We start from the raw sequence: 21,020 nt of genomic DNA on the forward strand, positions 1-21,020 counted from the left end.
CAGCCCCTCAGCGCGGTTCAGCGGTCCGGTCAGCGGCCGGACATGAGCTCCCGCATCAGCTTGGCGGTCTCGGTCGGCGTCTTGCCGACCTTGACGCCTACCGCTTCCAGCGCGGCCTTCTTGGCGTCGGCGGTGCCCGCCGAGCCGGAGATGATCGCACCGGCGTGACCCATGGTCTTGCCGGGCGGGGCGGTGAAGCCGGCGATGTAGCCGACCACCGGCTTGGTGACGTTGGCCTTGATGAACTCGGCCGCCCGCTCCTCGGCGTCACCACCGATCTCACCGATCATCACGATCGCGTCGGTGTCCGGGTCCGCCTCGAAGGCGGCCAGGGCGTCGATGTGCGTGGTCCCGATGATCGGGTCACCGCCGATGCCGACGCAGGTCGAGAAGCCGATGTCGCGCAGCTCGTACATCATCTGGTAGGTCAGCGTGCCGCTCTTGCTGACCAGGCCGATCCGGCCGGCGCCGGTGATGTCGGCCGGGATGATGCCGGCGTTGGAGGCGCCCGGCGAGGCGATGCCCGGGCAGTTCGGCCCGATGATGCGGGTCCGCTCCCCCTTGGCCACGTTGTACGCCCAGAAGGCGGCGGTGTCGTGCACCGGTACGCCCTCGGTGATCACCACGGCCAGCGGGATCTCCGCGTCGATCGCCTCGATGACCGCGCCCTTGGTGAACTGCGGCGGTACGAAGATGACGGTGACGTCGGCGCCGGTCTCCTTCATCGCGTCCGCGACGCTGGCGAAGACCGGCAGTTCGGCACCGTCGAAGTCGACGGTGGTGCCCGCCTTGCGCGGGTTGACGCCGCCGACGACGTTGGTGCCGGCGGCGAGCATCCGCCGGGTGTGCTTGGAACCCTCGGAGCCGGTCATCCCCTGGACGATGACCTTCGAGTCCTTGGTCAGCCAGATTGCCATGATCAGACCCCCGCAGCCGCCAGCTCGGCGGCCCGCTCGGCCGCGCCGTCCATGGTGTCGACCCGCTCGATGAGCGGGTTGTTCGCGCCGTCGAGGATCGCCCGACCGGCCTCGGCGTTGTTGCCGTCGAGTCGTACGACAAGCGGCTTGGTGACTTCCTCGCCACGCTGCTTGAGCAGGTCCAGCGCCTGGACGATGCCGTTGGCGACCGCGTCGCAGGCGGTGATGCCGCCGAAGACGTTGACGAAGACGCTCTTGACCGACGGGTCGGAGAGCACGATCTCCAGACCGTTTGCCATCACCGCGGCGCTCGCGCCGCCACCGATGTCGAGGAAGTTGGCCGGCTTGACGTTGCCGTGCCGCTCGCCCGCGTAGGCGACCACGTCGAGGGTCGACATGACCAGACCCGCGCCGTTGCCGATGATGCCGACCTCGCCGTCGAGCTTGACGTAGTTGAGGTCCTTCTCCTTGGCGGCCTGCTCCAGCGGGTCCACGGTGGCCTGGTCGACCAGGGCCTCGTGATCCGGGTGCCGGAAGCCGGCGTTCTCGTCGAGCGAGATCTTGGCGTCCAGCAGCAGCAGCTTGCCGTCCTTGGTCTTGGCCAGCGGGTTCACCTCGACCAGGGTGGCGTCCTCGGCGACGAACGCCTTCCACAGGCCCACCGCGGTCTCGACGACCTGGTCGGCGACCTCGGCCGGGAAGCCGGCGGCCTCGACGATCTCCCGCGCCTTGGCCTCGTCGACGCCCTTGACCGCGTCGATGGGGGCCTTGACGACCTTTTCCGGGGTGTCGGCGGCGACCTGCTCGATGTCCATGCCGCCGGCCACGCTGGCGATGCAGAGGAAGGTGCGGTTCGCCCGGTCGAGCAGGTACGAGAAGTAGTACTCCTCGGCCACGTCGGCGGTCACCGTGATCATGACCTTGTGGACCGTGTGACCCTTGATGTCCATGCCGAGGATGTCGGTGGCGCGGGCCACCGTCTCCTCCGCGCCCTCGGCCAGCTTGACGCCACCGGCCTTGCCTCGGCCGCCGACCTTCACCTGTGCCTTGACGACCACCCGGCCGCCGAGGCGTTCGGCGATCGCGCGGGCCTCCTCTGGGGTCGTAGCGACGCCGCCGGCGAGCACGGGCAGGCCGTGCCGCTCGAACAGGTCCCGCCCCTGGTATTCGTACAGGTCCACGATTGCGCGTCCCGTCCCGTCTCTGCGGCGCACCGTCGCGCCGCCACCAGCGTATGGAAAGAAAACAGTGCGATGCCTGACATCAGTGGAAGTTGAAACAGGCCATTGGGCGCAGCCTAGCGATGACGGCACGGCGGGCAACCGAGCGGGTGCGCGGTGTGCGGTAATCCACAGCCGTCGCAGACGCCGCCCGCAGCCTCCGTCAGGACCGACGGCACGGTCACCCGAACGAGCGATCCTGCCAGCTCGGACAGGGATCTCGACGATGGTGCGTAACCCCGCCGGAAGGGCGTCGTTGAGTCTGATGTCGGCGCGCTGGAAGGCGCGAGGACACGAAGCGGCCGATGCCCTGTCGGTCGAGGGGTGGCGGCGGGGCATCGTGCATAGAGGGGCCGGACGTGTGAGGGGTGCGTCCGGCCCCTCACTCTGTCTGCCCTCAGGCCGCAGTACGCCCGTGATGACCCGATCGGCGCGCGACAGTCGGCCGGGATTCAGCTCACCGGCTGCGCGACGTTCTCCCGGACCCACTCCACGATGGACTGGGTGGTCGCGCCCGGGGTGAAGATCTTGGCCACACCCAGCTGCGTCAACTCCGGCAGATCGGCGTCCGGGATGATGCCGCCACCGAAGACCACGATGTCCCGGGCGTCGCGCTCGTCGAGCAGTTCGATAACCCGCCGGAACAGCGTCATGTGCGCGCCGGAGAGCACCGACAGGCCGACGGCGTCCGCGTCCTCCTGGATCGCGGTCTCCACGATCTGTTCCGGGGTCTGGTGCAGGCCGGTGTAGATGACCTCCATGCCGGCGTCACGCAACGCGCGGGCCACCACCTTGGCGCCACGATCGTGGCCGTCCAAGCCCGGCTTGGCGACGACGACCCGAACACGAGAGCTCATCTGCGCATCCCTTTCACCGGCTCCGCGGCAATCATCCGCGGTAATCACCTGAACGAACGGTAACCCGCGCGGGCGGACCCGGGAAACCGGGGCGAGCATCACAGCGGCCACGGCGCGCACCCACGGGATCTCGGCGACATCGGCACGCCCCCGAATCACCATGACCGACGCCAGACGAGTCAAGGAGGACGACTCAGCCGATCGGTCACGGTGTGCGACGAACGGACGATAACCAGGGCACCCTGTCGTGACCCAAAGGACTGACAATCAGGGACGGAAAGGGACAGAATGGAGCAGCGAGTTCGGCGCTCCGGCTTGTGGCTCGCCTGACGGTTGGCTACCGTGTCCACGGTTGTCATCAGGTCTACGGACGGGTGACGACGCGGAACCAGCCACACTCGGACCTCGGTCCGGGTGCGGGCCGGGCCGCATCGGAACCCCGACAACGGAGGGTATGCGTGCGCCAGCGCCTGTCGTCTGAGCCCGATAGATATCGCGGCCGTCGTCGCGTACCCACCCCCCCACGCAGCCGCTACGCCGCGGTCGTCACCACCGCCTTCGTCGGCGCCGGTGTGGTGGCCCTGGGCGCGGGAGCCCTGCCGGACGCCAAGAGCGTCAACCCGTCGGTGCTGGACGAGCTCAAGCAGGCGTCGATCAGCAGCCAGGGCGCGGCGGACCGGGCCGACGCCGCCGAGCGCGCATCCCGCGACGGCCGGGGCGCCTCGGAGATCGTCGCCGACTCCGGTGTCTGGCTGCTCCCCCTGCAGGGCTACGACTTCAACTCGCCGTACGGCATGCGCTGGGGCAAGCTGCACACCGGCATCGACCTGGTCGCGCCCGAGGGCACCCCGTACGTCGCCATCCACGAGGGCAAGGTCACCAAGGCGGGCTGGTTCGGCGGCTACGGCTACGCCGTCATCGTCCAGCACGCCGACGGCAGTGAGGCCATCTACGGCCACTCCTCCGCCCTGAGCGTCCGCGAGGGCCAGCAGGTCAAGGCCGGCGACCAGCTCGGCCTGGTCGGCAACACCGGCCACTCGTACGGCTCCCACCTGCACCTGGAGGTCCATGTCAAGGGCCAGCCTCTGGACCCGGTGCCGTGGCTGCAGGAGCGCGGAGTGGACATCAAGCTGCAAGTCGAGGCAATTTACAGCGAGGTAGCCGACTCCTGACCGCCAGTGAGGCCTGACAACCGCCCGGATCGCATGATCCGGGCGGTTTTGTCTGTGCGCTCCTCAAGCAAAGTGTCCCAGCTCACAACAGCGACTGTGGCGGATGCCACAGCACCGCCTCGCAGCGGACCCGGACAGTCGACCACGGCGTCGGACAGAAGCGGACAGCCACCCGGCGGCGCCGCACCGGCCCGTCCACCCCCGGTACCCACCGCACGGCGGATCGACACCAGGATTTCGAGGTCACGTGCCACTTCGATCCCGTGAGGTCCGCCCGTGCAGGACGACAACTCCACCCCGTACCGGAAGATCCCCAACGCTCCGGCGCGACACCGACGTCAGGTCGGCTGGCGCGACCGCGGCCTGGTCATCGGCGCGGTCGCGCTTGTCGGTCTCGGCGGTGTCGCCGTGGCGACCCGCGACGGCCGACCCACACCGAGCCCGGTCTCGCTCGACGCGCAGGCCGAGGTCGAGGCCGCCCGGGCCGACGCCGCCGCGCGGGCCGACCGGTCGGCCCGCGACTCGGTCGCCCCCACCGCGACGAACAGCCCGACGCCGACCCCGTCGGCCAGCGCCAGCCCGACGGCCAAGCCCAGCCCGAAGGCCACCGGGTCCGCCAAGGCCACGGCGAAGGCGACCAGGAGCGCAACACCGAAGGCCAGCAAGGGCGCGACCTCGGGCTGGGTGATTCCGATGGCGGGTGCCGCCATCACCTCGTGCTACGGCCCCCGGTGGGGCACCCTGCACGCCGGCATCGACTTCGCGTTGCCGGCCGGCACTCCGGTCCGTGCCGCGTTCGGCGGCACCGTCACCAAGGCCGGTGACGTCGGCGACGGCTACGGCATCTCCGTCGTCATCGACCACGGCAACGGCTACCTCACCCACTACGCCCACCTGAGCACCGCCCGGGTGAGCGTGGGCGAGAAGGTCAGCACCGGGCAGACCATCGGCCTGGAGGGCTCCACCGGCGACTCGACCGGTCCACACCTGCACTTCGAGGTGCACCAGGGCCAGATGTGGAACCAGATCGACCCGGCGCCGTTCCTGCGAGCCCGCGGCATCAACGTGGCCTGCTGAACGGATAGAGCCTCAAGGCGCCTCCGGCGGGTCGGCGAGCGACAGGACGGGCCAGTCGGCGAGGTCGACGAGCATCTGCCGGTCATGGGTGGCAACGACCACGGCCGCCGAGGTCTCCCGCAGGGCGGCGGTCAACTCGTCGACAAGCGGTGCCGACAGGTGGTTCGTGGGCTCGTCGAGGATCAGCAGGTCCGGCCGTTCGGCGAGGCGCAGCGCGAGGTTCAACCGGCGTTGCTGCCCCTGGGACATCCGCCCCACCGGGGTCCGCAGCGCCTCCCGGTCGAGCAGGTTCGTCGCGGTCAGCGGCAGCCGGTCCCGGTCGCCGAGCCGCCCCGCGGACTGGAGTCGACCCACGTACCGGTCGTACAACTCGTGCGCGAGGACCCCCGGCGGCCAGTCCGGCACCTCCTGCCCGAGCAGCGCGACCCGGGCCTGCGGCAGGTGACGGACTTCGCCGGTGGACGGTTCGAGCTGCCCGGCCAGCACCGCGAGCAGCGTCGACTTGCCCGCCCCGTTGGGGCCGGTCACCAGCAGCCGGTCCCCGCCGTCGATGGTGAGGGTGACGGCGCGGCGCAGCCGCCCGGTCACCGTGACGGCGGTGCAGCGCAGGATCGGTGACCGCGTCCGGGTGCCGAGTTCGGGCCAGCGCAGTCGCAGCGGCGGCTGCGGCACGGTGAGCTGGTGGGCCGCCAGGTCCTCCTGCCGGCGCCGCAACGCCTGGACGACACCGGGGGCGCGGGACTGGCGCTGGTGTTTGCCGTGGCCCTTCTCCGGACGCCAACCGGTGCTCAGCCGTTGCTGTGCCTCGTTCACCGCCTCGGCCAGCCGCTGATGCTCGACCTGCTGTGCCTCGTACTCCCGTTCCCAGCGTTCGCGCTCCCGACGGCGCCCCTCCTGCCAACCGGCGTACCCGCCGGCGAACAGGCGTGGTCGGCCGTCCTCGCTGGGGTCGAGGTCCAGGAACTCCACGGCCACGTCGCGCAGCAACGCCCGGTCGTGCGTCACGACCACCACCCCACCCGGATGTTCACGCAACCGTCCGGTGAGAAACGCCAGCCCGCCGGCGTCGAGGTGGTTGGTCGGCTCGTCAAGCATCAGCAGGTCGTAGCGGGCCCCCAACAGGCAGGCCAGACGGACCCGGTAACGCTGACCGACCGATAGCGTGGCCAGCGGGCGCTGCCGGTCGGTGCAGGCGTCCAGCCCGGCCAGTGCCACGTCGACGCGCCGCTCGGCGTCCCAGGCGTCGAGTCGGGTGGCCGCGTCGAGCGCGGCGGCGTAGGCGTCCTCCGCCCCGGCCAGCCCCTCGGTCAGCGCCGCCGTGGCGTCGTCGAGCGCCCGCAACGCGCGGCGGGACTCGCGGGTCGCGGCCGCGACGAGGGTGCCGACCGTCTCGCCGTCACGTGCCTGGAGGGCCTGCTCGGCCAGGCCGATCGTGCCCGCCTGGTCCACCGTGCCCTGATCGGGCGCGGCCACCCCGGCCAGCACGTGCAGCAGCGTCGTCTTGCCCCGGCCGTTCTCGCCGACGATGGCCAGGCGGGAACGGGCCGAAACGGTCACGCTGACATCGGACAGCACGACCCGCCCACCTCGTACCACCCGGATGCCGTCCGCCCGTACGTGCGCCCGGTGACCTGCCGGCAGCTGGCCGGCGGGATGCAACTTGCTCATGCTCATGTGTCTGCTCTTCGGCTCGTCGTGGAGCCGGGCAGCACGAAGACGCCGCCCGGCGGGAACACCAGGACGGCGGAACAGAGATCGCTCAGAAAGAGCCGGTCAACCCTGCCGCCGTCAGCGGCGGAACCAGGGCTTCATCGAGAAGGCGCACGAGTGCATGCTCCGACGATAGCGCAGCCGGGGCGGCTCTGGTGCCCGGTAATGATCGGCGACGGTCGGCGGGCTCAGAGCTTGTCGATGGGAGCGTGTCGCAGCACCAGCCAGAGCGTCTGGTCACCGAAGTCGATCTGCGCCCGGGCGCTCGGGCCGTGCCCCTCCACGGTGACCACCCGACCCAGGCCGTACCGCTGGTGGTTGACCCGGTCCCCGGCGACGACCTTCGGCCCCTGCGGCAGCTCGCTCGCGGTGGCCAGGCGGCTGCCGTCCACGCCGAGCTTGCGCGCCAACTGCACGGCCCGGGGCGTACCCCCGGCGAAGGTGCCGCGCCCGCCGGGCGTGCGCTCCGCGCGACCGCCCACGCCGCCGCCACCGCCACCCCACGAGGTGTACGACCCCTCGGTGCGCTCCCAGCGAACCAGCTCCGGCGGCAGCTCCTCGACGAACCGCGACGGCGGGTTGTAGGACGGCTGCCCCCAGGCCGACCGGGTCACCGCCCGGGAGAGGTAGAGCCGCTGCCGGGCGCGGGTGATGCCGACGTACGCCAGCCGGCGCTCCTCCTCCAGCTCCCGGGTGTCGCCGAGCGACCGCAGGTGCGGGAAGACGCCGTCCTCCAGGCCGGTCAGGAAGACCACCGGGAACTCCAGGCCCTTGGCGGTGTGCAGGGTCATCAGGGTGACCACGCCCTGGTGGTCCGGGTCGTCGGTCGGCACCTGGTCGGCGTCGGCGACCAACGCGACCTGCTCCAGGAAGCCGGCCAGGGTGGCCCGCTCCCCCTCCTCGCCTGTCGACTCGATCCGTTCGGTGTACTCGCGGGCGACGCTGACGAGTTCCTGGAGGTTGTCGACCCGCCCGGCGTCCTGCGGGTCGAGGCTCTCCTCCAGCTCGGTCAGGTATCCCGAGCGGGTCAGCACCGCCTCCAGCACCTCTTCCGGGGTGCCGTCGACGGACAACTCCCGTGCGGAGTCGAGCAACGCCACGAAGTCGGCGATGCCGTTGGCCGCCCGACTGGAGATGCCCGGCGCGTCCTTGGCCCGGCGCAACGCGGCACCGAACGAAATCCGGTCCCGGCCGGCCAACGCCTCCACGCACGCCTCGGCACGCTCGCCGATGCCCCGGCGCGGGGTGTTGAGGATGCGACGCAGGCTCACCGTGTCGTCGTCGTTGACCACGGCGCGCAGGTAGGCCAGCGCGTCCCGGACCTCCTTGCGCTCGTAGAAGCGCACCCCGCCGACGACCTTGTACGGCAGGCCGACCCGGATGAACACCTCCTCGAAGACCCGGGACTGGGCGTTGGTGCGGTAGAAGACCGCCACGTCGCCCGGTCGGGTCTCGCCGTCGTCGACCAGCCGGTCGATCTCCCGAGCCACCCAGTCCGCCTCGGCGTGCTCGGTGTCGGCGACGTACGCGACGATCGGCTCACCGGTGCCGGCGTCGCTCCACAGCCGCTTCGGCTTGCGGGAGGTGTTGCGGTCGATCACCGCGTTCGCGGCGTTCAGGATGGTCTGGGTGGAGCGGTAGTTCTGCTCCAGCAGGATGGTGCGGGCGTCGGCAAAGTCGCGCTCGAACTCCAGGATGTTGCGGATCGTCGCGCCCCGGAAGGCGTAGATCGACTGGTCCGCGTCGCCGACCACACACAGCTCGGCCGGTTCGAGCCCTTCGGTGCCGGAGACCAGCTCCTTGATCAGGACGTACTGCGCGTGGTTGGTGTCCTGGTACTCGTCGACCAGGACGTGCCGGAACCGACGCCGGTAGGTCTCGGCGACGTGCGGATGCGACTGGAGCAGATGCACCGTTGTCATGATCAGGTCGTCGAAGTCGAGGGCGTGCGCCTCCCGCAGCCGCCGCTGATAGAGCGTGTACGCCTCGGCCAGCGCCCGCTCGTTGGGCCCGGAGGCGCGGGCGGCGAAGGTTTCCGGATCGACAAGCTCGTTCTTCAGGTTGGAGACCTGGGCGGCCAGCCCCCGAGCGGGGTAGCGCTTGGGGTCGAGATCCAGTTCACGGGTGACCATCTGCATCAGCCGGCGGGAGTCGTCGGCATCGTAGATCGAGAAGGTCGACTTCAGACCGGCGTGCTCGTGCTCGGCCCGCAGGATCCGGACGCAGGCCGAGTGGAAGGTGGAAACCCACATCAGCCGGGCGCGCGGCCCGACCAGTCTGGCCACCCGCTCCTTCATCTCACCGGCGGCCTTGTTGGTGAAGGTGATCGCGATGATCTCGCCGGGATGCACGTCCCGGGCGGCGAGCAGGTAGGCGATCCGGTGGGTCAGCACCCGGGTCTTGCCCGAGCCCGCGCCGGCGACGATCAACAGCGGCGATCCCGCGTGCGTGACCGCGTCCCGTTGCGGACCGTTGAGGCCCTCCACCAGTTGCAACGGGTCGAGACGGCCCGGCGCGGCGGCCCGGCGCGGCGGCTGCTCGGGCGCGGGCGAGGACACGGGGATGTCGAAGAGAGGATGCATCGCAGGGCGAGTCTATGCCGCCGGCCCGACACCGCCCGCCCTGGCGGTGACTCAGCGCTCCCCACGCGCCGGACCGGGCCGCTGACAGCCGCGTTGTCGCAGCGTGTGACGGCCGTTCGCTTGCGCACCGGCCGACGCGGGCGGCATACTCGACGACATGTTCGATCAGCGCTTCTACTTTTACTACGGCACCGGGAGTCCGGCTGCCGTAGGTCGCGCCTGATCAATCAGACCTACGAAAGCCCCGGGCTCACGGAGCCCGGGGCTTTTTCGTCCCGGGATCCGGGCAGCGGGCACCAGACTCTGAGAGGTACCCGAAGATGTCAGACGTGATGGAACAGAGTGGCGTCCCGGCCGGTTCCGGCATGACCTCCGACCGCACCGGGGCGGCCGGCACACCCGACTCGGCGAAGCCGGGTACCGGAACCACGGAGCCGATGGCCGCGGCCCGGATCGTCGAGATCCGGACCCGGATCGACGAGATCGACCGGACGCTCATCGAGTTGTGGCAGGAACGGGCCGAGCTGTCCCGCGAGGTGGGCGCGACCCGGATGGCCTCCGGCGGCACCCGGCTGGTGCTCTCCCGCGAGCAGGAGATCCTGGAGCGGTTCCGCAGCGCCCTCGGCGCCGACGGCACCCAACTCGCCCTGCTGCTGCTGCGCGCCGGCCGTGGACCGCTCTGACCTGCCGCCCGCTGGGCAACTTCCTCGGGACACAGGAATCCGGGACGCCGGCCGCTGGTGATGGCCGACGCCCCGGATCACTGAGGAGGCACTTACCCTTACCGCCGCTCCCGTACGGATGGTCGGGGCGACGGCGTCTGTGCGGCTACTCCGTCGCGTGCACCACGTCGCGTACCTCGGCGAAGTGGCAGGCACTCGGGTGGCCGGACTTGTCGCGAACCTCCAACAGCGGCTCCTGCTCGGCGCAGATGTCCTGAGCCTTCCAGCAGCGGGTGCGGAACCGGCAACCCGACGGCGGGTTGGCCGGCGAGGGCACGTCGCCGGTCAGCACGATCTGGTCGCGCTGCCCACGCAGCGTCGGGTCCGGCACCGGCACCGCCGACAGCAGCGCCTGGGTGTACGGATGCGTGGGCGTCTCGTAGATCTCGTCCTCGGTGCCGATCTCGACGATCTTGCCGAGGTACATCACCGCGACCCGGTCGGCGATGTGCCGGACCACCGACAGGTCGTGGGCGATGAAGATGTACGACAGACCCAGCTCGTTCTGGAGCTTCTCCAGCAGGTTGATCACCTGGGCCTGGATGGAGACGTCCAGCGCCGACACCGGCTCGTCACAGAGGATGATCTCCGGGTTGAGCGCCAGGGCCCGGGCGATGCCGATGCGCTGCCGCTGACCGCCGGAGAACTGGTGCGGGTACCTGTTGATGTGCTCGGGGTTGAGACCGACCAGCTCCAGCAGCTCCTGCACCTTCCGCCGCCGCTGCCCCTTGGGCACCACGTCCGGGTGCACCTCGAACGGCTCGCCGATGATGTCACCGACGGTCATCCGGGGGTTCAGCGAGGTGTACGGGTCCTGCATCACCAGCTGGATGTTGCGCCGGCCCCGGCGCCGCTCCTCGGCACCGACCTTGGCCATGTTGCGGCCCTGCACGAACAGGTCACCGGAGGTCGGCGTCTCCAACCCGACGAGCATCCGGGCCAGGGTCGACTTGCCGCAGCCGGACTCGCCGACGACACCGAGGGTCTCCCCTCGGCGCAGTTGCAGGTTGACGCCGTCGACGGCCCGCACCGCGCCGATCTGCTTCTTGAAGACGATCCCCTGGGTCAGCGGGAAGTGCTTCACCAGGTCACGGGTCTCCAGCACGTAGTCACTCATCGCCCTTGACCTCCTTCCAGAAGTGGCAGGCCGACGTACGGCTCGGCGTCACCTGATACAGCGGCGGCCCCGGGTTCTGGCGGCAGACGTCCTGTGCGTACCGGCAGCGGGGGTTGAAGGCGCAGCCCGGCGGGATGTTGGTGAGCGCCGGGGGCAGGCCCTTGATGGCGCTGAGCTCCTGGCCCTTGAGGTCCAGACGCGGGATCGACTCCAACAGACCCTTTGTGTACGGGTGGGCCGGGCTGGCGTAGACGTCGTTCACGCCGGCTTCCTCGATGACCCGACCGGCGTACATGACCGAGATCCGGTCCGCCACGTCGGCGACCACACCCATGTCGTGGGTGATCAGCACCAGGGCCATGTTCCGCTCCTGCTGGAGCTCGGCCAGCAGGGCCATGATCTGGGCCTGCACGGTCACGTCCAGCGCGGTGGTCGGCTCGTCGGCGATCAGCACCTCGGGATCGAGCGCCAGCGCCATCGCGATCATGACGCGCTGCCGCATGCCGCCGGAGAACTGGTGCGGGTAGTCGTTCACCCGCTGCTTCGCCGCCGGGATCTTGACCAGGTCGAGCAGCTCGACGGCGCGGGCCTTGGCGTCCTGGCGGGACATGCCCCGATGCTTGCGGAACAGCTCGGCGAGCTGGAACCCGACGGTGAAGACCGGGTTCAGCGCGGAGAGCGCGTCCTGGAAGATCATCGCGATCCGGTTGGCGCGGACCTTGCGGCGCTGCGCCTCGGGCAGCTTGAGCAGGTCGACACCCCGGTAGAGGATCTCTCCACCGGTGATGAACCCGGGCGGGCTGTCCAGGATGCCCATGATCGCCTGAGCGGTCACGCTCTTGCCGCAGCCCGACTCGCCGAGGATCGCCCGGGTCTCGCCGGCCCGCACGTCGAAGCTCACCCCGTTGACCGCGTGTGCGATGCCGTTACGGGTACGGAACTCCACCTGGAGGTTCTTGACCTCCAGTGGCAGCGCGTTGGGGTCCAGGCCCGGCAGCGCGTCCAACTTGACGTTCACATCAGTGCTCATGCCTCACCGGAACTTCGGGTCGAGGGCGTCACGCAGGGCGTCACCCATGAGGATGAAGGACAGCACCGTGCCGATCAGCAGGCCGCAGGGGAAGAGCAGCAGCCACGGATCCTCCAGGAAGTAGACCTGGTGGGCCGAGATCATGATGCCCCACGACTGGGCCGGCGGCTGGAGCCCGACACCGAGGAAGGTGAGCGTGGCCTCCGCGGCGACGAACGAACCGAGCACGATGGTGGCGTACACCAGCATCGGGGCGATCGCGTTCGGCAGGACGTGCCGGAACATCAGCCGCGAGTTGCGGGCACCCACCGCCTTCGCCGCGTGCACGTAGTCCAGATCCTTCGAGGAGATCACGCTGCCCCGGATGATCCGGGCGATGGTCGGCCAGGCCAGCAGGAACAGCACCATCGTGATGGTCCAGATGTTCTGCCGCTTGATCACGGTGAGGAACACGATCGCGCCGAGCAGGAACGGCAGCGAGAAGAAGATGTCCATCACCCGGGAGATGATCGTGTCGACCCAGCCACCGTAGTAGCCGGCCAGTAGACCGAGCAGGCCGCCGACGATCACGATGGCGGAGGTCGCCATCACCGCGATCACCATCGACGGCCGGGCGCCGTAGATGGCGTGCGCGTAGTAGTCGCAACCGAGGAGGTCGAACCCGAAGGGGTGCTCCCAGCTCGGCCCGATGCGGGACCGGTCGGTGCTGCATGCACGCGGGTCCTGGCTGGTCCAGAGCTTCGGGAAGGCTGCCATCGAGCCGACCACGAGAATGTAGAGGGCAGCGATCACGAAGACCGGGTCGCGGACCAACTGCCGTCGGGCGTCCGCCCACAGGCTTGCGCTGCGCTCCTTGCCATCGCCGCCGGTCGTGGCCTCCGTCGTCGGGCCGTCACCCCCGACCGGCGCGCCACCGACGGCCGCACCCGCACTCGTCAGGTCACTCATGTCCACACCTCGTTTCGCTCCAGCCGGAGTCGGTCGGATGCCCCGCGTTCCGCATCGTCACCACGGTTCGGTCACTCATAGCGGATCCTCGGGTCGAGCACGGCGTACAGCAGGTCGACCAGCAGGTTGGCGATCAGAACGACAAGCACCAGCATGGTCACCACACCGACCACGACTGATGATTCGCCGCTCCGGGCGGAGAACGTCACCAGTCGACCGATGCCGGGAACGTTGAAGATCGTTTCGGTGACCACCGCACCCGCCATCGCCGCACCGATGTCGACGCCGAGGAAGGTGATCACCGGGATCAGCGAGTTGCGCAGCGTGTGCACGCCGATGACCCGCTTGTTCGTCAGGCCCTTGGCCTTGGCGGTCCGGACGTAGTCGGCCCGGATGTTCTCCATGATGCTGGTGCGGGTGAGCCGGGCCGTGGTGGCCAGCGACACCGCGCCGAGCACCATGCCGGGAATGATCAGGCTGGCGAACGGATAGTCGGCCTTGAAGCCGGGCGTGAAGATACCCGCAGAGATCAGATCGGGAACCCAGTCCTGGCCCCGTAGGACGTTGCCGAACTTGACCCCGACGAATTCCCGCACCACCACGCCGAGCACGAAGATCGGCACCGAGATGATGAAGACCGTGCTGATCTTGACCATGTAGTCGAGGAAGCTGCCGCCGCGCAGACCGGCCAGCACACCAGCGGCGATACCCACGACCGCCTCGAAGATGATCGCGATCACCAGCAGCTTGAGAGTGAACGGGATGGCGTCGGCCACCAGGTCCGTGACCTCACGCTGACGCAGGTTGATGCCGAAGTCGAAGCGGAAGAAGATGTTGCCCAGGCGGTCGAAGAAGAGACCCGGCTCCAAGCTGGTGCCCAGCCAGCCGTTGCCGTCCGCCGCTACGCGCCAGAGGCAGGGATCACCCTTGCGACTCAGGCATGGGTCACCGTAACCGAGCCGCTCGGTGAGCGCCTGCAACTGGGCGGGGGAGGGGGTCCGGTCGCCGAACATGGCCCGGACCGGGTTCCCGCTGAACTGGATGGCCAGCGAGGTGATGTAGTGAAGCAGGAACATGGTGCCCAGCACGGTGGGGATGAACTGGAGCAACCGTCGAATGACGTAGCGCCCCATCTCGGGGTCTCCTCTCGGCGCTGACGTGGCGGCAACGATCACCCTGGTGAGGTGACCGTTACCGCCACGTCGTATTACGGCTGGGTCAGGAGCCTGAAGCTCACTTCTACTTCAGAGAGGTCGCTGCGTAGTCCGCGTCGGAAACGGCGTTCCAGACGAACTGGTCGACGTTCTCGCTGTAGATGGCACCAACCTTGTTGAACCACATCGGGATGACCGGCAGGTCCTCACCGATCAGGTCCTCCGCCTTCTGGTAGGACGGGATCGCGGCCTGGATCGAGTCGGCCGAGTCACCCTCCTTCATCGCGGCGTCGAACGCGGGGTTGCTGTAGGTCGAGTTGTTGCTGCCCGAACCCGTGCCGTAGAGCGGGTAGAGGAAGGTCTCCATGAACGGGTAGTCCGGGCCCCAGCCGAGCCGGAATCCACCGGTGAACTTCTTCTGGTCCGCGGTCTCGAGGTACTCGGCGAACTGCAGGTTGACCTTCAGCTCGTAGTCGATACCCAGGGCGTCCTTGATCTGGTCACCGACGGCCTGCAGCCACCCCTCGTGACCGGCGCCGGCGTTGGCCCACAGGACCAGCTTCTCACCGGCCGGCCAGCCGCCAGCCTCGGCGAGCAGCTGCTTGGCCTTCTCGACGTCCTTGGTGCAGTACTTGCAGACGTCGGTGCGGGCACCCTCGAAGGTCGGGGCGACGAAGCCGGTGGCCGGGGTGAACCGGCCGTCGAAGACGGCGTCGATGATCGACTGGCGGTCGATCGACAGCGAGAGCGCCTGACGGATCCGCTTGTCCTTGAAGTTGTCCTGGTACAGCGGCATGCCGACGTAGGTGAAGCTGTCACCCGGCTGCTCGTACATGCGGTCGCCGTAGGTGGCCTTGGCCTCCTTGTAGCGGGCCGGCGGCACGGTGTACATCACGTCCAGCTCGCCGGCCTGGAAGGCGGCGTAACCGGCGTCGACGTCGGCGAAGATCTTGTACTCGATACGGTCCGGCTTGCCGGGCTCACCCTTCCAGGTGTCGCTGCGAACCACGTTGATCGCAACGTTGTGCTGCCAGCTGCCGTCCATCTTGTACGGGCCGTTACCGATCGGCTTCTCGTTGCAGGCCGCGATGTCGGCGATGCACGCCTCGGCCATCGGGAAGAAGCCCGGGTAGCCGATGGTGGTCGGGAAGCCGGAGAACGGAGCCTCCAGCTCGACGGTGAAGGTCAGGTCGTCGACCTTCTTGAGGCCGGAGAGCTCCTTGGCCTTCGGCTCCGGGGCCTTCTGCGGGCCGTCGCCGTCCGGGTCGGTGGACTGGACGTCCTTGATGCCGGCGATCCGCTTCATGAAGTAACCGTTGTTCTGGGTGTTCGGGCTGTAGGCCGCGAAGTTCCAGGAACGGATGAAGGCGTCAGCGTTGACGGGCTCGCCGTTGTCGAAGGTGTAGCCGCTCTTGATCTTGATGGTCCAGAGCTTCTGGTCGTCCGACTCGACCGACTCGGCCAGGTCCATCTCGACCGCGGAGGTCTGGGCGTTGTACTTCACCAGACCACGGAAGAGCGAACGGATCACGTACAGCGACGGCTCGTCGTCACCACCGGAGGGCGTCAGGAACGCCGGCTCCGCGTTGTAGACGCGCAACGTGCCGCCGGTCGAGCCGGCGTCGTCATTGTCGTTGTCGCTACTGCCGCCGCAGGCAGTGGCCAACATGGCGGTGGCGGTCGCCGCGACCGCCACCTTCAGGAATTTCCCGCGCATGGGAGTGCCTCCTCAGGGCGCTCGGCTCACGAGGGGGTTGTGAGGTGCCTGCCACTGTGACACCAAATGCGCCCAAGCCGGAAGGCGTGTTATCAAGCCGATACCCGCCCGGGACGGTGCCGACATCCGCCTGGAGGCGAATTCGTTTCACCCCAGATGCATGGTATGACCTGCCCGTCAACGGCTTTTCGCGCCCGAATGGGGGATTGGCAGGGGGGCGTTATTGATCTCTGTGACGGTGGGAAATCAGAACGTGAGTCCGGCCACTTGTAGCGGGAGGCTACCCGAAAGTAGGAGGCCGCAACCAGACGTCACGGCGCGCAGACGGGCCGGGTGACCGGCCCGTCGACCCCGCCGATCGGTCAGACGAGTCGCCGGTCCGCGGCCCACCGGGACAGCTCGTACCGGTTGGACATCTGGAGCTTGCGCAACACGTTCGAGACGTGCGTCTCCACCGTCTTGATCGAGATGTACAGCTCCCGGGCGATCTCCTTGTACGCGTACCCACGGGCCAGCAGCCGCAGCACCTCGCGTTCGCGGTTGGTCAGCTGGTCCAGCTCGGGATCCGCGACCGGGGCGTCCGGGCGGGCGGCGAAGGCGTCCAGCACGAAGCCGGCCAGCCGTGGACTGAACACCGCGTCCCCGTCGGCCACCCGGCGGATCGCCGCGGCCAGCTCGTCCGGGGAGATCGTCTTGGTCACGTAGCCCCGGGCACCGGCCCGGATCAGCCCGATCACGTCCTCTGCGGCGTCGGAGACGCTGAGCGCCAGGAAACGCACCTGCGGGTGGCTGCGCCGCATCGCCTCCAGCACCGCCCGACCGCCGCCGTCCGGCATGTGTACGTCGAGCAGGACGACGTCGGGTTCGGTGGCGGCGATCCGGCTGACCGCCTCGGCCACCGTGCTCGCCTCGCCGACCACCTCGACGTGTGCCCCCAGCTCAGCGCGGACACCGGCCCGGAACATGGCGTGGTCGTCGACCAGAAACACCCGCAACCGCTGTGCTCCGGCGTCGTTCGGCTCCACCGGTCGCGTCGACTGCTCAGCCATCATCTGTCCCTCTCCGCAGTGGCCGAGTCCCGGGCGATCGGCAAGATCAACCGGACCTCGGTCCCCTCCCCCGGCCGGGAGCGGATCTCCGCCCGGCCGCCGTGCCGCTTCATCCGTCCGATGATCGAGCCTCGGACCCCGTGCCGGTGATCCTCCACGGTATCCGGGTCGAACCCGGCACCCCGATCCCGTACGAAGACACTGACCTGTTCGGGTTCGACCTCGGCGTACAGCGAGACGGTCTGCACCCCGGCGTGCCGAGCGGCGTTCACCAGCGCCTCGCGGGCGGCGGCGACCAGCGCGCCCACCCGTTCGTCGGTCTCCCGGTCGCCGACCACCACCGCCTCGACCGTGATCGCGAAGGTGTCCTCGACCTCGGCCGCCGCCTGCTCCAACGCCGCCGCGAAGCGTTCCGTCGGCGACGCGGTGGGCTTGTAGAGCCAGTTGCGCAACGAGCGCTCCTGGCCCCGGGCGAGCCGCTGCACCATCTTGACGTCACTAGCGTTGCGCTGGATCAACGCCAGGGTGTGCAGCACCTGGTCGTGCACCATGGCCGCCAGCTCGGCCCGCTCCTGCTCGCGGATGCGGCCCTCCCGCTCCGACCGGAGCTGGTTCCAGGTCCGCCAGAGCACCGGCGCGGCCACCACTCCCACCCCGGCCAGCCCGACCAGGGCGAAGATGACCCCGTTGACCACGGCATCGAGGTTCTGGGCCGGGGAGTACACGGCGGCGACCCCGATGATGCCGACCGCGACCAGCACCCCACCACCGACGAAGCGGAGCACGAAGGCCCGCCGGTCGCTCTCCTCGACCACCGCGCTGAGCCACGGCACCGGCATCGACTCGTTCCACTGACGCCGCCGCTCCGGCCCGGACTGGTGCCATATCACTCCGGCGCCGACCGCGATGATCGCGACCAGCCAGCCGGCCGTGCCGGCCACCCCGACCGAGTCGAAGACCAACACCTGGATCAGCAGTACGCCCAGCCCGATCGCCACGAACGGCAGCAACTGGGTGACGTCCCGACGCGGTGGCGCCGCGGTGTCACCGGGACGCAGCGGGACGACGGCCCAGAAGGCGGCGTACAGCAGCAGACCGAGACCGCTCAGGCCGAGCAGCACCATGAAGGCGACCCGGACCCGGACCACCGGAACACCGAGGTGCTCGGCGATGCCAGCGGCCACCCCGGCGGCCATGCGGTCCTTCGGGTCTCGGTAGAGACGGGGTGGCTGACTCACGGTACTGATCACGGACTCCCTGGGCAGGACCTGCGCCGGATACGCTGGGGTTGCGGCCCAGATTGATCGTCACACGCAGGGCGAACGGTCGACCACGGGGACGCCCCGGAGATTGCGGGCCGCAGGATCTCAGGGTGGGGTCAGGGTCGCATCCTGAGGTCGTTCGGGCATCGGGCCGCGCAGGATCGAAGACATGACCGACGACGCTGCGCAGCCGAACCGACCGGAGCCGACGGACGCGGGCACGACACCGCCGACCGCGTCGCCCGGCGCGGCCGCCGCACCGGCGGGCGCGACCGGGGACGGCGCGGCAGCACCGGGCACCCCACCGATGCCCAGCGCGCAGACCGCCTCCAGCGCCCCCACAGCGCCCGCCGGGCCCGGGCCGGCAAGCGCTCCCGGGTACGACCAGACCGCACCACCCCCCGGTGGCGGCTCGCCCGGCACCCCACCGCCCCCTGGCGGCGGCTCGCCCAGCGCCCCACCGCCTCCCGGCGGTGCCGGGGGACCCTATGGAGGTGCCGGCGGATCGTACGGAGGTGCCGGCGGACCTCACGGAGGTGCGGGGTTCACCTCGCGGTACGGGCTCGTCCGTCCTCGCGACGGTCGCTACCTGGCCGGCGTCTGCGCCGCCATCGGCCGGGCCACCAACACCGATCCGGTGCTCTGGCGGGTGCTGCTCGCGGTGCTCGGCTTCTTCGGTGGCGTCGGCATCCTGATCTACGTCATCGGCTGGTTGATCATCCCGGGTGAGGGCGACACGGCCTCGCCGGTCGAGTCGATGCTGGGCCGGGGCAGGTCCAGCATGTCCCCGGTCACCGTGATCGTGCTCAGCGTCCTGGTCGCGGTGGCCTTCGGCTACATCGTCACCGACGCGTTCCGCGCGGTGCTGCTCGGCGCGGCCATCCTGGTCGGCGGGGCGTTGCTGCTCAACCGCCAGCAACACCAGCCGCAGCCCGAGCCGACGCCGATGACCACACCGCCGAGTGCACCGGTCCCGCCGGTCAGCTATCCCGCCCCCAGCGTGTACTCACCGGCGTACGCCGCCAGCACCCAGACCAGGACCCACATCCCGCCGTACGTCCCGCCCTACAGCCCGGTCCCCCCGCCGGGTACGCCCTCCACCGCAGCGCCGAGAGAACCGAACATGCCTCCCTCCCCCACGCCGCCCTGGCCGACGACGAGCACGCAGAGCGCACCGCTGGGTCCGCCGCCCCCCGCACCGCTACCGCCGACGTACCGTCCCCCGTTCGCCCCGCACGGCCCGTACGCCGGGCGGACCATGGCACCGCCACCGCCGCAGGCGCCGCCCAAACCGCCGAAGAAGCCACGCGAGCGGTCCGCCCTGGGCGCGGTGACGTTCTCGCTGATCTTCGTCGCGCTGGGTCTGGTGGTCGTGCTCGACCTGCTGAACGTCTTCCGGATCGGCGCCTCGGCCTACTTCGCGGCGGCGCTCGCCGTGATCGGTCTCGGCCTGCTGGTGGGTACCTGGTTCGGTCGGGCCCGCTGGCTGATCGCGCTCGGCCTGGTCACCGCCGCGGCGCTCGCGGTGGCGACCGTCGCCGAGTCGTACAACCGGCTCGGTGGCATCGACGGCGCGGTCGTCTGGGCCCCGACCAACCACCGCGAACTGGCGCTGCGGTACGAGCAGAGCTTCGACGACGCGGTGCTCGACCTGCGCGCGATCGACTTCAGCCAGCTGGACACCGAGGTCACCGTCGTCATCAACTTCGGTGAAGCCACCGTGCTGGTGCCCCCGAACGTGGACGTGACGACCGTGACCCAGGTCACCGCCGGTGACGCGGACATCTTCGGTGAGCAGCGCGGCTGGGGCCGGGACAACCACCGCAGGGAGATCGTCGATCTCGGTCCGGACGGGCCGGGTGGCGGAAAGCTACGCCTGAACCTGCACGTGAACGCCGGAAAGATGGAGGTGACCCGATGAGGGCACACCGCACCGACCTGGTGTCGTTCGCCTTCGGGCTGCTCTTCGTCGCGCTCGCCGCGTGGTGGCTGCTCGCCCAGGTGGTCGGCCTCGTGCTGCCACCGGTGGGCTGGTTCCTCGCCGGCGGGCTGATCCTGATCGGTCTCCTCGGTCTCGTCGGCGCGCTGCGTTCCAGCAAGCAGGCCAACCAACCGGAGCAGCCCGGTCCGGGCACCGAAGACTCGGGCACGGCCGGTACCGACGGGCACGAGGCGACGGACGCCCAGCGACACGAGGGCTCGGGTACGGGCACCGATGTGGACCGGAGCACCGATGACGACCGTACGCTCGATCTGGCCGACGACGCGGACCTGCCGCGGCGGCGAGGCCCGGCTGCCTGACCATGCGACAGCGGCGGTGGGCCGCCTATGCTGGCCGGTGTGCTCCCGCCATCGCCGGCCGGCCCACGTCGCGGGGCATCCCGCGCGGGTCAGCCGGTCCGCGCGGGCCGCTCGCGGCCGGGCCGACCTCGCCGCCGGGCGGTGATCTCGCGTCAGTCGCCTCTATCCCGTCAGGAGCCCGTTGC

The 21,020-nt window shown here is 69.8% G+C and carries 17 protein-coding genes; 5 read left to right on the plus strand and 12 right to left on the minus strand.

The features are described 5' to 3' along the window. Positions 1-29: 29 nt before the first annotated feature. From sucD to icmB, 3 genes are all read right to left on the minus strand, one after another. A complete protein-coding gene (gene sucD / locus C1A38_RS21715; RefSeq protein WP_102659601.1) occupies positions 30-917 on the minus strand; it encodes a succinate--CoA ligase subunit alpha in 888 nt (295 codons plus the stop codon). A 2-nt stretch (positions 918-919) separates the two neighbouring features. Continuing rightward, positions 920-2,098: an ADP-forming succinate--CoA ligase subunit beta gene (gene sucC / locus C1A38_RS21720; protein WP_102659602.1), complete on the minus strand. Its 1,179-nt coding sequence runs from the start codon at positions 2,096-2,098 to the stop codon at positions 920-922. A 491-nt stretch (positions 2,099-2,589) separates the two neighbouring features. Continuing rightward, entirely contained in the window at positions 2,590-2,994 is a 405-nt protein-coding gene (icmB, locus tag C1A38_RS21725; protein ID WP_102659603.1) for a coenzyme B12-dependent isobutyryl CoA mutase small subunit, read from the minus strand. A gap of 458 nt (positions 2,995-3,452) precedes the next feature. Here icmB and C1A38_RS21730 point away from each other — a divergent pair, with 458 nt between their 5' ends. Together C1A38_RS21730 and C1A38_RS21735 are read left to right on the plus strand one after the other, a co-directional pair. Continuing rightward, on the plus strand, positions 3,453-4,166 hold the full coding sequence (locus tag C1A38_RS21730) for a M23 family metallopeptidase (protein ID WP_013735844.1): 714 nt from the start codon (positions 3,453-3,455) through the stop codon (positions 4,164-4,166). A gap of 276 nt (positions 4,167-4,442) precedes the next feature. Continuing rightward, on the plus strand, positions 4,443-5,243 hold the full coding sequence (locus C1A38_RS21735) for a M23 family metallopeptidase (RefSeq protein ID WP_102659604.1): 801 nt from the start codon (positions 4,443-4,445) through the stop codon (positions 5,241-5,243). 12 nt (positions 5,244-5,255) lie between these two features. On the opposite strand, the gene C1A38_RS21740 is transcribed toward C1A38_RS21735, so the two are convergent. Both C1A38_RS21740 and pcrA read right to left on the minus strand, forming a co-directional pair. Beyond that, positions 5,256-6,917 (minus strand): ATP-binding cassette domain-containing protein, encoded by a 1,662-nt coding sequence (locus C1A38_RS21740; protein WP_233196943.1) that lies wholly within the window; start codon positions 6,915-6,917, stop codon positions 5,256-5,258. A 224-nt stretch (positions 6,918-7,141) separates the two neighbouring features. Further along, on the minus strand, positions 7,142-9,535 hold the full coding sequence (gene pcrA / locus C1A38_RS21745) for a DNA helicase PcrA (RefSeq protein WP_102659605.1): 2,394 nt from the start codon (positions 9,533-9,535) through the stop codon (positions 7,142-7,144). Positions 9,536-9,867: 332 nt separating this feature from the next. Between pcrA and C1A38_RS21750 the strand changes: the two genes are divergently transcribed. Further along, positions 9,868-10,218 (plus strand): chorismate mutase, encoded by a 351-nt coding sequence (locus tag C1A38_RS21750; protein WP_373306897.1) that lies wholly within the window; start codon positions 9,868-9,870, stop codon positions 10,216-10,218. 145 nt (positions 10,219-10,363) lie between these two features. On the opposite strand, the gene C1A38_RS21755 is transcribed toward C1A38_RS21750, so the two are convergent. The 7 genes from C1A38_RS21755 to C1A38_RS21785 form a co-directional block, all read right to left on the minus strand. Further along, positions 10,364-11,374, minus strand: coding sequence for an ABC transporter ATP-binding protein (locus C1A38_RS21755; RefSeq protein WP_102659606.1), 1,011 nt, complete (start codon positions 11,372-11,374; stop codon positions 10,364-10,366). Then, entirely contained in the window at positions 11,367-12,404 is a 1,038-nt protein-coding gene (locus tag C1A38_RS21760; RefSeq protein WP_102659607.1) for an ABC transporter ATP-binding protein, read from the minus strand. The genes C1A38_RS21755 and C1A38_RS21760 overlap by 8 nt, the downstream gene beginning before the upstream one ends. A gap of 3 nt (positions 12,405-12,407) precedes the next feature. Then, the gene (locus C1A38_RS21765; RefSeq protein ID WP_102659608.1) at positions 12,408-13,352 is read right to left on the minus strand and encodes an ABC transporter permease; all 945 of its coding nucleotides are present in this window, start codon (positions 13,350-13,352) and stop codon (positions 12,408-12,410) included. Between the two features lie 71 nt (positions 13,353-13,423). Then, positions 13,424-14,485, minus strand: a complete 1,062-nt coding sequence (locus C1A38_RS21770) for an ABC transporter permease (RefSeq protein WP_102659609.1) — start codon at positions 14,483-14,485, stop codon at positions 13,424-13,426. A 106-nt stretch (positions 14,486-14,591) separates the two neighbouring features. After that, positions 14,592-16,223 carry a peptide ABC transporter substrate-binding protein gene (locus C1A38_RS21775; RefSeq protein WP_102659610.1) on the minus strand — a complete coding sequence of 544 codons (1,632 nt, stop codon included), beginning with the start codon at positions 16,221-16,223 and terminating at the stop codon, positions 14,592-14,594. 362 nt (positions 16,224-16,585) lie between these two features. Beyond that, the gene (locus C1A38_RS21780) at positions 16,586-17,272 is read right to left on the minus strand and encodes a response regulator (protein WP_102659619.1); all 687 of its coding nucleotides are present in this window, start codon (positions 17,270-17,272) and stop codon (positions 16,586-16,588) included. Next, a complete protein-coding gene (locus tag C1A38_RS21785) occupies positions 17,272-18,510 on the minus strand; it encodes a PspC domain-containing protein (RefSeq protein WP_373306898.1) in 1,239 nt (412 codons plus the stop codon). The genes C1A38_RS21780 and C1A38_RS21785 overlap by 1 nt, the downstream gene beginning before the upstream one ends. Positions 18,511-18,703: 193 nt before the next feature. Here C1A38_RS21785 and C1A38_RS21790 point away from each other — a divergent pair, with 193 nt between their 5' ends. Next, the gene (locus C1A38_RS21790) at positions 18,704-20,455 is read left to right on the plus strand and encodes a PspC domain-containing protein (protein WP_102659612.1); all 1,752 of its coding nucleotides are present in this window, start codon (positions 18,704-18,706) and stop codon (positions 20,453-20,455) included. Next, on the plus strand, positions 20,452-20,835 hold the full coding sequence (locus C1A38_RS32640) for a hypothetical protein (RefSeq protein WP_102659613.1): 384 nt from the start codon (positions 20,452-20,454) through the stop codon (positions 20,833-20,835). Before C1A38_RS21790 ends, C1A38_RS32640 begins: the two co-directional genes overlap by 4 nt. Positions 20,836-21,020: the final 185 nt, after the last annotated feature.

It is taken from the genome of Verrucosispora sp. ts21, assembly GCF_002879555.1.
Lineage (GTDB): Bacteria > Actinomycetota > Actinomycetes > Mycobacteriales > Micromonosporaceae > Micromonospora > Micromonospora gifhornensis.